8 protein-coding genes are annotated in these 17,419 nt (G+C 36.4%); 6 read left to right on the top strand and 2 right to left on the bottom strand.

The window, feature by feature from the left end:
- Positions 1 to 293 precede the first annotated feature (293 nt).
- Positions 294 to 2,927: an N-acetylmuramoyl-L-alanine amidase gene (locus SYNTR_RS09310; protein WP_156204258.1), complete on the top strand. Its 2,634-nt coding sequence runs from the start codon at positions 294 to 296 to the stop codon at positions 2,925 to 2,927.
- Positions 2,928 to 3,175: 248 nt separating this feature from the next.
- Here the strand turns inward: SYNTR_RS09310 and SYNTR_RS09305 are convergent, their stop codons facing one another.
- A complete protein-coding gene (locus SYNTR_RS09305) occupies positions 3,176 to 3,493 on the bottom strand; it encodes a hypothetical protein (protein ID WP_156204257.1) in 318 nt (105 codons plus the stop codon).
- A gap of 532 nt (positions 3,494 to 4,025) precedes the next feature.
- Here SYNTR_RS09305 and SYNTR_RS09300 point away from each other — a divergent pair.
- Entirely contained in the window at positions 4,026 to 6,968 is a 2,943-nt protein-coding gene (locus SYNTR_RS09300; RefSeq protein WP_156204256.1) for an S-layer homology domain-containing protein, read from the top strand.
- A gap of 1,237 nt (positions 6,969 to 8,205) precedes the next feature.
- Positions 8,206 to 9,072 (top strand): hypothetical protein, encoded by an 867-nt coding sequence (locus tag SYNTR_RS09295; protein WP_156204255.1) that lies wholly within the window; start codon positions 8,206 to 8,208, stop codon positions 9,070 to 9,072.
- Positions 9,073 to 9,256: 184 nt separating this feature from the next.
- On the opposite strand, the gene SYNTR_RS09290 is transcribed toward SYNTR_RS09295, so the two are convergent.
- A complete protein-coding gene (locus SYNTR_RS09290) occupies positions 9,257 to 9,406 on the bottom strand; it encodes a hypothetical protein (protein WP_156204254.1) in 150 nt (49 codons plus the stop codon).
- Positions 9,407 to 9,801: 395 nt separating this feature from the next.
- Here SYNTR_RS09290 and SYNTR_RS09285 point away from each other — a divergent pair, with 395 nt between their 5' ends.
- The 3 genes from SYNTR_RS09285 to SYNTR_RS09275 all read left to right on the top strand — a co-directional run bounded on the left by SYNTR_RS09285 (position 9,802) and on the right by SYNTR_RS09275 (position 17,186).
- Positions 9,802 to 10,176, top strand: a complete 375-nt coding sequence (locus SYNTR_RS09285; RefSeq protein ID WP_156204253.1) for a choice-of-anchor J domain-containing protein — start codon at positions 9,802 to 9,804, stop codon at positions 10,174 to 10,176.
- 672 nt (positions 10,177 to 10,848) lie between these two features.
- Entirely contained in the window at positions 10,849 to 13,956 is a 3,108-nt protein-coding gene (locus SYNTR_RS09280; protein WP_156204252.1) for an S-layer homology domain-containing protein, read from the top strand.
- A 506-nt stretch (positions 13,957 to 14,462) separates the two neighbouring features.
- Positions 14,463 to 17,186, top strand: a complete 2,724-nt coding sequence (locus tag SYNTR_RS09275; RefSeq protein ID WP_156204251.1) for an S-layer homology domain-containing protein — start codon at positions 14,463 to 14,465, stop codon at positions 17,184 to 17,186.
- The last annotated feature ends 233 nt before the right edge of the window (positions 17,187 to 17,419 follow it).

Below are 17,419 nucleotides of genomic sequence, written 5' to 3'. Positions count from 1 at the left end.
AAAGTGAGCGCAGCGAACCACAAAACTAAATAGACATACTCTCAGAGCACACTGATGCTCCTTGCGTCGCAATCAAGGACGCTGACCCCCACAGACTAGACAGACTAACACAGACATTTATAAAAAGACGAGCGAAGCTCGTAAAATAACAAAAAATGGCCGCGTTCGTCCTAATAATCTGCGAAGTCCGCGTCTATTAATAAAATAAAAAAGGAAACCCAAGTTTCCTACCCATAATTAAAAATTAAAAATTAAGAATTCAAAATTATTTAGAAAAAAGGAAGGATCAAAAAATGCAAATAAAAAAACTAATAACCCTAACAACCCTAACAATTTTCATACTAACCACCATCCTAACCCCCATAGCCCTTGCCCAAACCGGCATAATTACTGGTAGTATAGTAAACGTTCGCGAAGGCCCAGGTACTAACTACGACACTGTAGGAAGCATACAAAAAGACACCGAAACAACAGTAATCGATACCTCAGATGACTGGTACAAAATCCAAACCGATAACCTAACCGGCTGGGTGGCTGAATGGTTAGTAAATATAAATGAAAAGCTGAAAATAGAAGTAGACCGAGACCTAGTAAACATTCGCACTGGTCCTGATACTACATACTCATCATTAGACCAAGCCACCAAAGGTGATACATATACACTTATCCAAGATCAGGGTGACTGGCTAAAAATACGTCTAACCGATGGCAGTGAAGCCTATATCTTTGCTGACCTAGTAAAAATAATTAAACCCGAAAATCAAGAACCGCAAGAAAAAGACATAGAAATCCTAAGAAAAATAGAAGTAACCGCTAGTTCAGTAAACCTTCGCAGTGGCCCTGACACTAGCTATGATAAAGTTGACGAAGTATCAAGAGGCACAATATTAAATGTAATATCAGAACCCAAAGACGGATGGTACCAAGTAAAACTAGAAAACGGTGATACACCATACATAGCTGGCTGGCTAGTAAAAACCATACAAGAAGAAACATCTACACCAGTACCGGCTGATAAAATACCAACAGTGCTAATAAATGGGGAAATAAAAACATTTGAGGTAGACCCCATAATAGAAAACGGTCGCACCCTAGTACCACTAAGAGCCATATTCGAGGCCATGGGAGCTGTAGTAGAGTGGGACAACGACACTCGTACCGTAACAGCAGTAAAAAACAATACCGTAGTTGTACTACCCATAGGCTCTACCGAACCAACAGTTAATGACGAAAAATGGGAACTAGACGTTCCTGCAAAAATAGTACAAGACAGAACCCTAGCTCCACTAAGATTTGTAGGTGAAGCATTTGGTGGAGAAGTAGACTGGGATAATGATACTAGAACAGTAACCATAGATGGAGACACCACCAAACACAACCCCAAATACGTAAATGTAAACGGAGACGAAGTAGAGTTAAGAACCAGCCCCTCTTCAGACTCCGAAAGCATAGCTACTGCTCGCTCAGGTGATAGAATGATAGTAGTAGATGAAAGGGACGGCTGGTACCAAGTAAGCCGAGGTGGCAGACTAGCATGGGTAGAAGGCTGGGTAACTGAAGTAGAAGGAGATGACGAAAAAGAAGCCGAACCAGTTGAAACCCCAGTAGATGATTCCGATAAACCAATTAGTGACAAAGAAAGCCTAAACCTAAGTGGTGATGAAAGCGCTCCTGTATCAGACGGTAAAATAAACATATCAACACGACTTACTTCTGATGGCTATCGTCTAGTAATGAAAACCGCTTCAGGTATAACTCCTGATATAGTAGAAAGAGACAATGGCAAAAAAATAGTATTTACCTTTGAAGGAGTAAAAACTAGAGACGGAAGAGTAGAAACTAGTTTCTATCTAGGAAGTGGCAGAGATGAACGTATTCCTATAAATGCAATAACAAGAGATGACACCACTTGGGTTACTGTAGATATGCCAAAAGTCTATGACTATGAAATATCAGAGGAAAAAAATAGCAATAAACAAGTGTTTACAATACCATCACAAATAAAGACAATCAGGGAAATGACCCTAAGAAATGGTAACCATGTATTAGCTATAAACTCAATCAGTGAAATGAAATACGAAGAGAAAAAAGATGGCGACAAACTATATTTAGACTTACCAGGTACCTATAAAGGTGCAGCAGACAGTAATTATAGATTATCAGGTGCAGGAGCATCTAATATAGATGTAAATCAATCAACTGATCCGGTAAACACAGAACTAAAAATAAACCTAAAAGATATAAAAGACTATCAAATAACCCAAAGCTCAAACAAAGATGCAATAAATGTTATACTTTTTCCAAAAGATCCAGTAATACCACCTAGTCAATCAGAACCGCAGGATGAAAAAATATCTGTAGTCATAGACCCTGGACATGGTGGGAGTGATCCAGGAGCTATAGGCTACTCTGGAAGCCTAACCGAAAAAGAAGTAGCCTTAGATATTTCATTAATGGTAGAAGAAATACTAAAAGAAGAAGGCATAGACATAATAATGACCAGAACAGATGACACCTATGTAGGATTATATGAACGCGCTGAAATGGCAAATGACGAAGAAGCTGACTTATTCGTATCCATACATGCTGATGCTCATCCTATGTCAGACAGGCATGGTACAACAACCTTCTACTATGCCCCAGAAGACAGATCAAGCTTATATGAACAGGAAATAGAGCGTTCATTACTAGCAGACCTAATACAAGAAGAACTAGTAGAACAAATAAGAAGAATGGACCGAGGAACCAGACAGGCAAACTTCGCAGTACTAAGAGAAACCGAAATGCCATCAGCCTTAGTAGAAGTAGCCTTCATGACCAACCCAACAGAAGAAGAACTACTAAAAAAAGACTCCTTCCGCCAAATATCAGCCGAAGGAATAGCAAACGGCATCCTAAAATACATAGACCTAATGCTAGACAAATAAAAAAACAAAAAACAAAAAGGACGGCGAAAGCCGTCCTTTTAACCCCCAAAAATCGAAGCTTTTATAAATAATAAAGAAAGGAAAAATCAGTTTCCTAACCACAATTAAGAATTAAATATTAAAAATTCAAAATTAAAAAGCCTGTGTCTAAAGCGGAGCCATGGGGACGGTTCGAGCGTCCCGAGCGTTAGCGAAGGCCGAAGGGTAGACGATGGAACCGTCCCCGTGGCGTAGCGCTCTAGCATTTTTTATCTAATATTCCTCCGAGGCAAATAATAAACCGCAGCAATAGCCAACCCACTAACCAAAACAATCAACCCCGACTTAATAGCTATAGTCTGCACCTGCCTAGCATAAAGCGCTTCTTCTCTAGCTAAAGCCTCTTCAGCATCCTTAGGAGAAAATTCTGGATACTCCTCCTGCACCTTAGGCACTTCCTCCGTCCAAAACTTTATAGCATTTTCATGTCTTTCTACCTGGGTTTGATAATCATTAAACTGAAAATAAAGCAAAATAAGCATCATTATTACAATAGCTATTGATATATCACGTTGTGTTCTGCTCATTATTTCTCTCCCTTCGCTATATTTCTAAAACAGATTATAAAGCTAAAAAGCAAATATGTGTATAACCCAATTTATAAATTTATAGGAAAAAAGTGCATTTGTCTATAAAAACCGATCGGACAAGCATTATGCCAAACTATTTAAAAACTTACAAAAAAAAGGAACATTGTAAGTAAACCTGTCGTCATAATTAGCAAGACCTAATTAAACTTAACAAAAAAAGATTATTTAGCCAAAGGAGGGAGAAAATACTTAACCATTTACTTGTCTAGCGGTCATATCTTTACAGGTTATCCATTGTAGACCACCACAAATTATTTTTTCAAAAAATAGTGTTTTTTTGGAACAAATAATATTTGTGTGCGTCTTAACAAAGGAGTCCATTTTTATGGATAATATAACCAACCCGAGAAAGGGGGAGATGTAGTCCGTTACGATTGGATCACCTAACCTAGTTTACATTGGAATCATACAATGTGATCACCTAATTATACTTAATACTTAAATTATTATTAAAGGGAGGAAATACTAGATGCTAAAGAGACACAACAAGCTAGTAACACTATTAATATTAGCATTCTTCATGTTCTCTATAGTTGGCTCAGCTGGCGCAGCACAGTTTAGTGATGTTGACCCTGCTGCTGATGCTACACCAGCTATTTATAAGCTAGCTGCACTAGATATCCTAGAAGGATATCCAGATGGAACATTTGCCCCAGATAACACAATTACTCGCGCTGAGTTCGCGAAAATAGCAGTAGTAACTGCTGGACTAGAAAGAGTTGCAAGTGGTATGGAAGGAGTTCCAACACAATTTAATGACGTTGCTGCAGATAACTGGGCATCAGGCTGGATTAACGTAGCTGCTGCTCAAGAATTTGTTCAAGGTGACGGAGACGGAACTTTCAGACCTCAAGACGAAATTACTCAAGCTGAAGTTGTAACAGTTCTATTAAGAATCCTTGGTTACAACGACAACCTAACAGGTAACTGGCCATCAAATTATATTTCTAAAGCTGCTAGCTTAGGAGTATTAGATGACATTTCATTTATTGCTAACAAAGCTGCAACCAGAGGAGAAGTTGCTCTTGTTGGTAGTGAAGTGTTAGAGCAAAATGTAGTTGAATATAGATCATCAGACAACTTGTTTGCAGAAGCAAGAAAAACTTTTGAAGATGAAGAAGATCCAAGATCTTATAGTTTACTAGAGGATAACTTTGAGTCTGCAGTAGAAACAGATCAATTAGTTACAGATGTATCATTAGATGATGGTATAGCTTTTGAATTTAATGCTTCTGGTGACCTTATAGAGTTAACAGAAACAGCTGTTATTGCTAATGTACCAAGCTGGAATCAAGTAAAAGAAAGATTTGTAGACTACATTACTAATGATGACGGCGACATTGTGTACGTTTCAGTACAAGACTATGGCGTTGTAACAGCAACAGCTGATGACATCGAAGTTAACAGAGATGACAGAGATGAATTCACAATTAATGACAGAAACTACAGACTAGCTTTAAATGAAGATGGTGATGAAGTAGATGTAACTTATCTTGGAGCAACTGCAAGTGATTTAGAAGAATATTTTGAAAGAGCAGAAAGACCTGAAGAGGGAGTTACACTAGAAGATGAAGAAGTAAATGTTGATAACGTAGACTTTGTATTAAACGATGATGGCAGAATTGCTTTAATCAAAGGATGGACTTGGGATAGCGGAAACGCTGGCGTAGTAGACAATGTAAACTTAAGCAGAGAAAGAGTTCAATACAAAAACAGTGATATTAGAACAACTAACTTAGCTGATGAAGACTATGCTGTTCTAGTTAATGGTCTACCAGCAGAATTAGAAGACATTCAAGAAAATGATGTAGTATATGTAACTGATTTATATGATGTTACACTATTAGTTGTTCAGAGTGCTCAAGTTCCTGGAGAACTAGAGTCTATTAGGACTGTTACAGATAATGATGACGTAAATGTTACAGAAGTAAGAGTGGATGGAACTTGGTATGATGTTGCAATAAACGGATTTATGCTATCAGCTGATGCAGGATCTGATTTCTATGATGCAACAACAGATGTTGATAGAATTGATGATGAATATGAATTACTAGGTGAAGATGTAGTTCTACTAACGAACCCAGCAGAAAAAGTAGTTGGAATTATTTCCGATGTAGATGCAACTGACAGAAACTTTGGTATAGTTGATGGTGAAGCATCAGTACTAGACGGAAATCAAATAGTAGAAGGAATTTCAATCTTTAGATCAGATGATTCTGTAGCTACTTATGTTATAGAAGACTCAGATGAAAATCTAGCTAAAGTATATGATGGTACAACATTCGACATTAAAAATGATTTCATCAAATACAGCATTAACTCAGATGGTGAATTAGAGTTAGAATATAACTTTGAAGGAACTGTTGATGAATGGAATTTTGAGGCAGAAACTGATGATAATATACTAACAGTAAAAGGTTCAGGAAATGATGCAGTAGATGTTGATGGTGCAGATGTACCAATAACTGATGGATCATCATATGACATTTCAAACACAGCAATATTCAATCTACATCGTGACGATGGCGATTTACAAACAGTAGATGTAGCAGACTTCTTAGATGCTGCAGAGTCTATTGATGAGGCATTATTAGTTCTAGATGGTAATAGCATTGAATATATCGTTATAGATGATGGTGAATTAGTAGGAACAACTGGAAACATTGCTATGGTAGTAGACACTGGTAGAGATGCTGATGGAGACTATGCATATCTATTATTACCACAAGGTGAAGTGAAATACTATATCGATAGTGATAGTGATCCTGTAGAAGAAGATACAGTAATTACCTTTACTCTAAAACAAGGTGAAATATATGTAGACGATTCCGATTGGGATGATTTTGGTTCTTACGAAATCAAATCAATTAGTGGAAACATCATTGAAGTAATAACTGCATTTGATGGTGATGGTGATGAATTAAGTACTCAAAACTTTGTAGTAGATAGTGATACTATTTACTATGACAATGAAAATGATCCAGTACTTATCGAAAAAGGTGACATTGCTAGAGGAGACATCATCAACCTTTACAGAGAAGATGGTGAAACTGCAGTAGCAGTAGTTGAGCTAGTAGATGCTGATGTTTTAGTAAAAGAAATTGAAATAGAACAAGTAACTATCACAGATGATGAATTGACTATTTCAGTTGATGATAACTATGAAGCAGAAATAGAAGTTGGTAATATTGCAGTTTATGCTTCTGATGACGTTGGAGGAGATAATTTAGCAGGTACTAGTAGCAACAATGATGATAAGTTTTTTGTACAAGCTTCAGGTGATAATTTTACTATTACAGTAAATGGTGATGAAGAAGCTGATGATGGAACTTATATAGTAAGAGTTGAAGATGATGTTAACTCAAACGAAATAGAGGTAGAAGTTGATTCTAATGACTATGTAACTGAATAATACCTAAACGAAACGTTCCTTCCTAAGCTGACCTAGTCAGTAACCGAAGGGGAGAATTCAAAAGAGCCCCGTGGGCAAGAGTCAAAGCAGGCTCACCTGCGGGGCTTTTTCTCTAACTGTCCTGTTGATTTGGTGTGGTGCAAATCCCACCTGTGGCAACAGCCTTACAAGCCACAAGCCTAATCCTCCTGCATCCAGTGAGGCTCCAGTAAGCCAAAGGGGTGAAGTCAGGTGAAGTCGTACTCAAAAAGAGGCGGGGTTCCTTAAAAGGTGGCTATGGCTAGGCAGACGAACCCATGACGATCCAGGGTGAGCTAGCAGATGTCCTGTAATAGCCTTCAGTTGGGCATCTGCCCCTATGCTTTAGATAGCATAGCAGGAGTTTGGTACAATTTAAGGCTGTTAAACCAGACTTTCTCACATCTGAAAAATGGGAGCCTAAGGCCATCAAAACAAGGGATAAACAGGATGGAACGTTTGAAGTCTTATAGGAAGAGCTTTACTGGTAGCAGTGACACCTATAAGATGGCAGCGGGCTCGTAGTAGTGTTGATAGCAAGCCGTTTGTACCGCTATGGTAACATAGCGGAAGGATAAAACTTGCAGTAGCGAAGGGGCCCAGTCAGTGGTAAAAGTGCAAAGGTAATATAATCAGCCATCAGGTGTTGGGGAGCACCGCTAAAGGTCTGAATAAAGAGTAATAGCCTCGTGGATATCGTTTCTGCGGGGCTATACTTTATTTTTAACCGCTGACGGATCGCCGTGTGCGGTAAAAGCCACTTGCCCGGTGAAGGCTTACTATTAAAGCAGTTGACAGTGGATAGTTAATGAGTCAGCTGTAATAAAACGAGAATGGTGATAGAAGGTAATATACTCCCCATGTGGTAGACGGTTAAAGTGCTGGGCAATTCCTATGGCAAACTTGTAGAATTCCCTAAAGAGAAGTATAAAAAATTAGCCTCGTAGGAACGGATAAAAGTTCTTGGGGGGCTATTTTTTATAGGGTAAGTGGAGCTGTGCTTCCTTGTTCTTAAAGATAAATTTAGATAAACTTAAGGTTGATTTAAACGGATTTTGTTGAATATTGTAGTAAAATAACATTTAAGTGGCGCATATAAGAGGACTCCCCACCTTTTATTAATAACTGCCACAAACCCTTTGCACAATTGCTGACGGATCGCCGTATGCCATGAAAGTGGCCTGTACGGTGAAGGCTCATTATAAGCCCAAGATAGTAGTTGGGTGAAGATGAGAATGGTGATGAATTCCAAACAGCAACAGAGTATGTTCAGCTTAGGAGTGAACTAAACTTAGGAAGTTTTGATGAGGTATCAAGTTCAGATGAAGATATAGCAACAGCAAGCTACGATGATGAAGAAATCATAATTACATCAGAAGGTGCTGGAACAGCAACAATCACTGTTGTAGATGAAGAGGATAATACAGCGACAATTGTAGTTACAGTAGCAGCAGATGGTTCAATTAATGTTGACGAAAAAAATACATATGATCCAGAATATACGGTAATTTTTTCAGAGGAAAATGAGATAGAGAACGTATCCATAGAAGTGTATTCTGATGAAGGCCGTACTCAACGAGTAGGTGACCCTGTAATTACAGATGTATCAGGAGATGCCGCCAAGGATCTGGTAGATGGTAACTACTGGATTAAAGCAACCTTAGCAGAGCACGATGACTTTAATGGCACCTTTGAAGTATCAGGAGAGGCTAAGACGATAGACTTTGAAATGTTACCAGAGCCACAAAAAATCGGAAGCGTATTTACCTATTTAGTGTCACCAAATAAAGGTGAGTCAGTAGAATCAGATCCGGAAGCCAATTCAGTGACAGGAGGCACTACTGCAACATCCACAACTTGGAGTGGAGCAACTGGAGAGGGAGATAAATGGCAAGCAGAAGACACTCCAGTAGCCGTAGTAACATTGACAGCAAATGAAGGTTATATTTTCGAAAACACAACTGCCAACATCACAGTAAACAACAATTTTGGTTCGGATCCAGCAGTAAGCATTGGAGAAGGTCAAGGTATTCTACAAAATGGTAAACAATTAGTTTTTACCGCAACCTATGAGCCGTTACAATAACAACTGACCCAACATGAAATCATATATAAACCAAGGGTACGTTTCCTATGGTTCAAGAAACACCTCACAGGTATTGATCACTTGTGGGGTGTTTTTTTGTCAAGCGGGGACGGTTCTTGACTTGAATTGAATCTGTTTAATAATTACAGCTCTCTTACGGAGAACTCCTGAAGAGAGCTGTTTTTCATATCCCCATTAAACAAATAACAAAATTAGCCAATACATGTATATTAAGCAAGGAATTTTCACTACAAGCAACCATAAAAAGACTAGCTTGTTCATGTGACCTTCCTTTTTTAATAACAATCATTTTCAAAAAATCTATAACAAACAATTCTAAACATAGGAAATTAGCTAATATCACCCTTAAGGGGTGATATATTTTTTGCAAAATGAAGCTAAAATAATACTAATCTTTTGTGTTATTGGAGGTGAATAAAAAAACCAGTCTATTTTTTATACTATTGTATAAATTTTAAGTAAAACCCATAAAGCTCTCCCCAGCTTTATGGAAGAAACCTTTGCACACAATAACCGCTGACGGATCGCCGTATGCGGTGAAAGTCGCACGTACGGTGAAGGTCCGCTATAAAGGCAGTTGAAAGTTAACTGTAATAAGGCGGGAATGGTAATGGTGGTATAACTACAATATTTAGTGAAGATTTCACAGGGATTGCAACAGGAGAAATACCGACCGGATGGTCAAAAACTCATGACAACTGGGGAGTAGTGGACCAAAGCAATGCAGGTGGAGATATACCCGAAATGCGATTTCAGTGGTCTCCTTCTGCTACAGATGTTTTCCAATTAATTACTCCCGAGATTGATGGTAATACAACAAGTAGTTTGCAATTAAATTTCAAACATTTTGTAAACGATTATGAAGGTGGTTATACTTTGAAAGTTCAGATATCAACAGATGATGGGAATACCTGGGATGATGAGTGGACTATTACACCTAACAACAATATTACTGCTGAGATAATCACTATTTGCTTAAATGAATATGATGGACAAGAATTTAACATAGCTTGGGTCTTTGATGGTAATAGTATGAATATTAATCAGTGGTACATCGATGATATTATAGTAACAGGTAATTAAGACACAAGGGGACGGAGATTTGTGACATGGTCAAGCGGGGACGGTTCTTGACTTGAATAGGATATACTTAATAATTACAGCTCTCTTACGGAGAAATCCAAAAGAGAGCTGTTTTTCCTATTCCCATTGAAATAAATAACAAAATTAACCAATACACGTATATAAAGGAAGGGGTCAGTTCAAAACAGGAAACGGTTCTTTGTTTGATGTTCCTTCTATAAACTATAACCAACTAGAAGCACAACCCAAAAACCTCACAACCACAACAAAACCTACCAAAATCAGCCAATCAAAACTCACTGCAGAATTTGAATTCTGCAACCAGTAGCCTAACTATGCCTACCAAAAAACTGCCACCAGTTACTCCCTTAACAACTGTCACTATCTTCAAGAAAAACAAATCATTATGGCCTAGATACAAAAGAGAAAAAACCGTATCAACTTAATATTTAAATTTCTTAAAGAAAACTTTATGTAAACTTAAGGATAATTTTAACGAATTTTGTTGTATAATAAATTTGTTATATATAAAGTGAAATCTCGTTTTTTTAAGTACTGTCGCAAAACCTTTGCATAGTTCGTTGTATGGTAGGAAAGTGGCCTGTACGATTTAAACTATCAGTTTAAATACAATATCAAAATAAACAATAATAACAAGAAGGGAAGTATTAGATGCTAAAGAAAAACAATAAACTAATAACAATATTTATACTAGCGTTTTTCATGTTTTCTATAGTCGTGTCAGCTGGTGCAGCACAATTTAGTGACGTTGACCCTGCTGCTGATGCAACTCCAGCTATTTACAAGCTAGCTGCATTAGGCATCCTAGAAGGATATCCAGATGGAACATTTGCCCCAGATAACACAATTACTCGTGCTGAATTCGCTAAAGTAGCAGTAGTAACTGCTGGCCTAGAAAGAGTAGCGATTGGAATGATGGGAGTTCCAACTCAATTTAATGACGTTGCTGCAGACCATTGGGCATCAGGCTGGATTAACGTAGCTGCTGCTCAAGAATTTGTGCAAGGTGACGGAGACGGAACTTTCAGACCTCAAGACCAAATTACTCAAGCTGAAGTTGTAACAGTTCTATTAAGAATCCTTGGTTACAACGACAACCTAACAGGTAACTGGCCATCAAACTATATTTCTAAAGCTACTAGCTTAGGAGTATTAGATGACATTACTTTCATAGCTAACAAAGCTGCAACCAGAGGAGAAGTTGCTCTTATTGGTAGTGAAGTGTTAGAGCAAAATGTAGTTGTATACGAAGCATCAAATAACTTATTTAGAGAAGACCAAAGAACTTTTGAAGGTGAAGAAGATAATGATGAAACAAGATCTTACAGCTTACTAGAAGATAACTTTGAGTCTGCAGTAGAAACAGACGAATTAGTTGTAGACGTATCATTAGATGATGGTATAGCTTTTGAATTTAAATCAGGTGAAGAACTTGAATTAACAGAAACAGCTATCATTGCTAATGTACCAAGCTGGAATCAAGTAAAAGAAAGATTTGTAGATTATATCACTAATGATGATGGCGATATTGTGTACATTTCAGTACAAGACTATGGCACTGTAAAAGCATCACCTGAAGATATTGAAATTAATAATGAAGATAGAAATGAAGTTGATGTTGATGGTACTAATTATAGACTAATCGACGAAGTTGCCGATATGGTTTATTTACCAGACACAACAGTTCAACTGCCAAGGATAGGAGATTACGATTATAAAGCTAACTTAGAAAGCTTTTTTGAAAGAGGTTCAAATGGTGAAGTTTTTGATGATGAATTTTTAGCACCAGTAGATACTGTAGAATTCGTGTTAGATGAAGATGGAAGAATTGCATTAATTAAGGCATGGACTTGGTCTTCAACTAATGCAGGTGTAGTAGACAATGTAAATCTAAGCAGAGAAAGAGTTCAATACAAAAACAGTGATGTTAGAACAACTAATTTAGCTGATGATGACTATAAAGTTCTAATTAATGGTCTACCAGCAGAATTAGAAGACATTCAAGAAAACGATATAGTATACGAAACTGATTTATATGATGTTACATTATTAGTTGTTATGAGTGTTCAAGTTCCTGGAGAACTAGAGTTTATAAGAACTACTCAAATAACGCCAGAACTTACTGCAGTAACTGAAGTAAGAGTAAATGGAATGTGGTTTGATGTGGCATTAGGCGGATTTATGCTATCAGCTGATGCAGGATCTGATTTCTATGATGCAAAAATAGATGTAAATAAAATTGATGACAAATATGAATTACTAGGTGAAGATGTAGTTCTACTAATGAACCCAGAACAAAAAGTAGTTGGAATCATTTCCGATGTAGATGCTACTGACAGAAACTTTGGTATAGTTGATGGTGAAGCATCAGTACTAGACGGAAACCAAGAAGTAGAAGGAGTATCAATCTTTAGAGCTGATGGTTCTGTAGCTACTTATGTTGTAGAAGATAAAGAAGATTTCTATGATTCTGGCGATATTAAAGCTGCTAAAGTAGATGCATTAATCAAGTACAGCATCAACTCAGATGGTGAATTAGAACTTGAAGAAAACTTTAAACCATCAACTGCATATTGGGCTTTTGAAACAGATACAGATAATAACATTTTAACTGTTGTGAACAGTGACGTTGTTACAGTTGATGTTGATGATGAAGCTGTAACAATATCAGAAGGTTCATCATTTGATATTTCAAACACAGCAATATTCAACCTACATCGCGATGATGATGATTTACAAACTGTTGAAGTAGCAGATTTCCTAGATGCTGTAGATGGAGAAACTTCCTATCCGGCTCTTATAGTAGTTGATGGAAATACCATTGAATACATCGTTATAACTGATCCAAATTTAGAAGGCACAACTGTTAACATTGCTATGGTAATAGATACTGGTAGAGATGTTGATGGAGAATATGCATACCTATTATTACCACAAGGTGAAGTGAAATACTACATCGATGAAGGTCCTGTAGTAGAAGATGAAGTACTTATGTTTACACTAAAACAAGGTGAAATAGTAGCAGACGATTCCGGTTGGTATCCTCCCGCAGGTCCTTACGAAGTTAAGTCAATTAGTGGAAACATATTTGAAGTAATAACTGCTAATGCAGGAGAAGCAAATGAAGAAATCAGAAACTTTGTAGTAGATAATGATACTATTTACTATGATAATGAAAACAGCCCTGTGCTTATCGAAAAAGACGACATTGCTAGAGGCGATATTATCAACCTTTATAGAGAAATTGGTGAAACTGCAGTAGCGGTTGTTGAATTAGTTGATGATGATTTAACTAACTTACAAGCTATATTTTTCAGCTTAGACTTATGGGTGGGTAAAGATGAAGTTGAAAAATTTTTCCCCGGTGGTGCAAAAATAGATAGTGAAGCAGGATATTTCGTATCACATCTTTTTGATCATGTTAACCCTGAAGTAAATCCAGAAACGGTTGTATTTTATAAGGAAAAAGAAAAAGAATTCTCATGTATATTTGCAGAAGAAGAATTAATTGCCTTTCAATACAAATTGGTAGACAACCACACTATTGATTTACTTGAAAAATACCAAAAAGCATTTACAGAAGATGAAAACAATACATGGGAAGAACATGCTATGCCTGATCCCGAAGATTTCCTTAAATATAAAGATGAACTATATGATAGCAAGTTTTTTATAAATAAAGATGAAACGGATTTAGGTGTTATTTTTGTAGATAGTGAAAGTGGTGTTGTGATACTTGCTAGATTAATAGTAGATTAGGGTGTCACTGTGCGAACACTTCTTTGACTTGAATTGAAAAACAAAGAAATGCAGCCAGCAAGATGGTGATGAAAACCACTGCTGGCTGTATTATTGGGTTCTGATAACAATAGCCACTTGCTCCTACCAAAAAACTGCCGGCAGCTACTACTGACAGTATTTTCCTTACAAAAATCACTTTTAAACCTGGATTCTACAAGTAGGTAATAATTAAGCATAATATACATACTTTAATCAGCAGTGGATTAATCGACCACATCATATTATTTTAAAGAAATAGCTTGTACTAAAAAATATACAAGCCCAAACGGGAACAGATAAGAAAAAAAAGCGTCTTATTAATTAAGAGGCCATAATTATGGATATTCTAGTAAAAATTAAAAGGAGGATGATGCTAGCAGTGTTATTATACTGTTAGTTTTTTAAACTAACAGTTCAAAAAACAATGATTGATTACCTAGTTAAATTATCCAAATAAACCATATTAATAGGGAGGGAAGTATTAGATGCTAAAGAAAAACAATAAACTAATAACAATATTTATACTAGCGTTTTTCATGTTTTCTATAGTCGGGTCAGCTGGTGCAGCACAATTTAGTGACGTTGACCCCGCTACTGATGCAACTCCAGCTATTTACAAGCTAGCTGCATTAGGCATTCTAGAGGGATATCCAGATGGAACATTTGCCCCAGATAACACAATTACTCGTGCTGAATTCGCTAAAATAGCAGTAGTAACTGCTGGACTAGAAAGAGTAGCGAGTGGTATGACGGGAGTTCCAACACAATTTAATGACGTTGCTGCAGATCACTGGGCATCTGGCTGGATTAACGTAGCTGCTGCTCAAGATTTTGTACAAGGTGACGGAGACGGAATTTTCAGACCTCAAGACCAAATTACTCAAGCTGAAGTTGTAACAGTTCTTTTAAGAATTCTTGGTTACAACGACAATTTATCAGGTAGCTGGCCAGCAAACTATATTGCTAAAGCTGCTAGCTTAGGAGTATTAGATGACATTACATTCATAGCTAACAAAGCTGCAACTAGGGGAGAAGTTGCTATTATTGGTAGTGAAGTACTAGAGCAAAATATAGTTGTATATGAAGCATCAAATAATTTATTTAGAGAAGCTAGAAAGACTATTGATGGTGATACTAGATCTTATATACTGTTAGAAGATAAATTTGAGTCTGAAATAGAGACAGACCAATTAGTTACAGATGTATCATTAGATGAGGGCATAGCTTTTGAGTTTAATTCTTCTGGTGACTTTATAGAATTAACAGAAACAGCCATCATTGCTAATGCTCCTAGTTGGAATCAAGTTAAAGAAAGGTTTGTAGACTATGTTACCAATGATGATGGTGATATTGTGTATATTTCAGTACAAGACTATGGCACTGTAAAGGCATCATTAGATGATATTGAACTTAATACTAGAGAAAATGAGCTTTCAATAAATAACAGAAACTACAGATTAGCCGATGAAGTTGTATTACTACCAGAAGATGAAGAAACAACATTAGAGGCGATTTTTGTGGATAGAGAACTTCGTGGAAACCTTCTACCAACAGGTACATCACTACAAGATTTTATAGACTTACTAGATTATGATGTAATACCAGCAATTGACAGCCTTGAATTTGTGCTAAACGATGATGGTAGAATTGCATTAATCAAAGCATGGGCATGGGAAAGCGATGAAGCGGGTATAGTAGATAATGTAAATCTTAATAGAGAAAGAATTCAATACAAAAACAGTGATGTTAGAACAACTAATCTAGCTGATGAAGACTATGCAATTCTAATTAATGGATTACAAGCAGAACTTGAAGACATTCAAGAGAATGATGTAGTATACGTAACTGATTTGTATGATGTTACACTATTAGTTGTTATGAGTGCTCAGGTTCCTGGAGAATTAGAGTCAATTAGAGTTAGCGACGGAGATGTAACAGAAGTAAGAGTAAATGGAACATGGTTTGATGTTGCAATAAACGGATTTATCTTATCAGCAGATGCAGGATCTGATTTTTATAATGCAAAAGCAGATGTAGATCAAATAGATGGCAAGTATGAAATACTAGGTGAAGATGTAGTTCTATTACTGAACCCAGAACAAAAAGTAGTAGGAATTATATCAGATGTAGATGCTGTTGCTAGAAACTTTGGTATTATTGATGGTACTGCAGCCGTACTAGATGGTAATCAAGTAGTTAAAGGTATTAAAATCTTTAGAGCGGATGGAAGTGTAGCAGCATATCCATTAAAAGATGATAGTATTCTTGATGAACCAGACTTTGAATTGTTAAAGAAAAATTGGTTTGTAAAATACAGCATTAATTCTGATGGCGAACTAGAACTAGAGTTTAAAGAAGGAAAAATTTATCCAATATTTATTGATGAAAGATTTGAAGAGTTAGAGTTACCTAAAGGTATAGAATTTGAAGATATAGAAGATAGGTTTGTTCATGGTGATGAATGGCCTTTAGATGAATTAAATCTAAAAGCAGATACTGACTTAAATGTTATTACTGTGAACAATGGAGATGCTTTTGATTTAGATGGAAAACATAAAACTATAAACGGTTCATTTGATATTTCTAACACAACAATATTTAACTTACATCGTGATGATGATGGAGATATACAAATAGTTGATGTAGAAGATTTCCTAGATTCTATAAATGATGATTCTGTCAATGCGTTTCTTGTTGTAGATGGTAATAACATTGAATACATCGTTTTATATGATGAAGAAATAGTAGGTACAACAGGTAATATTGCTATGGTAGTAGATACAGGTAGAGATATTGGTGGTAACTATGCTTATCTATTACTACCACATGGTACAGTAAAATACTATGTAGATAGTGGCAATATAGAAAAAGATGAAATAATTACCTTTACTCTAAAATCAGGTGAAATATTTATAAATGAATCCAAAGAGGCTGAAAAGTGGGATATTAATGGGCCTTATGAAATTAAATCTATTAGTGGAAACATCATTGAAGTAATAACTGCATTTAATGCTGATGGTAATGTAGAAAGCACACGAAACATTGTAGTAAATAGTGATACTATTTACTATGATAATGAAAACAGCCCTATAATTCTTGAAAAAGATGACATTGCTAGAGGTGACATTATAAAGGTTTACAGAGAAGTCGGAGAAACCGCTGTTGCAGTTGTTGAATTAGTAGATGAAGAAGTACTACCTATACGCTAATAAAATTATACTTGGTAATACTTTATGAATGTTTAAAAGTAACTGCAAAATTACACGAGTATAAAGATGCTTAAAAAACTAACTTTAATAATTTGCCTAATTTACCCCAGCCTTAGGAGCAATCCTTAGTGCCGGGGTATTTTTTATAGCTTAAATTATAAAGTTAGCGTAAAATTACTGTAGGAAAAAAACAAAAGAGAATAACTCCCTTGTGATAGAATTTAAGTTAATCA

Source organism: Candidatus Syntrophocurvum alkaliphilum (genome assembly GCF_009734445.1).
Lineage (GTDB): Bacteria > Bacillota > Syntrophomonadia > Syntrophomonadales > Syntrophomonadaceae > Syntrophocurvum > Syntrophocurvum alkaliphilum.
Note: the sequence above shows the minus strand (reverse complement) of the source record. Positions and strands in the feature narration are given on the sequence as shown.

Excerpts from the sequence above, each read along its gene's own strand:
- SYNTR_RS09310 (WP_156204258.1), top strand. The coding sequence starts at position 294 with ATGCAAATAAAAAAACTAATAACCCTAACAACCCTAACAATTTTCATA.
- SYNTR_RS09305 (WP_156204257.1), bottom strand. The coding sequence starts at position 3,493 with ATGAGCAGAACACAACGTGATATATCAATAGCTATTGTAATAATGATG.
- SYNTR_RS09300 (WP_156204256.1), top strand. The coding sequence starts at position 4,026 with ATGCTAAAGAGACACAACAAGCTAGTAACACTATTAATATTAGCATTC.
- SYNTR_RS09280 (WP_156204252.1), top strand. The coding sequence starts at position 10,849 with ATGCTAAAGAAAAACAATAAACTAATAACAATATTTATACTAGCGTTT.
- SYNTR_RS09275 (WP_156204251.1), top strand. The coding sequence starts at position 14,463 with ATGCTAAAGAAAAACAATAAACTAATAACAATATTTATACTAGCGTTT.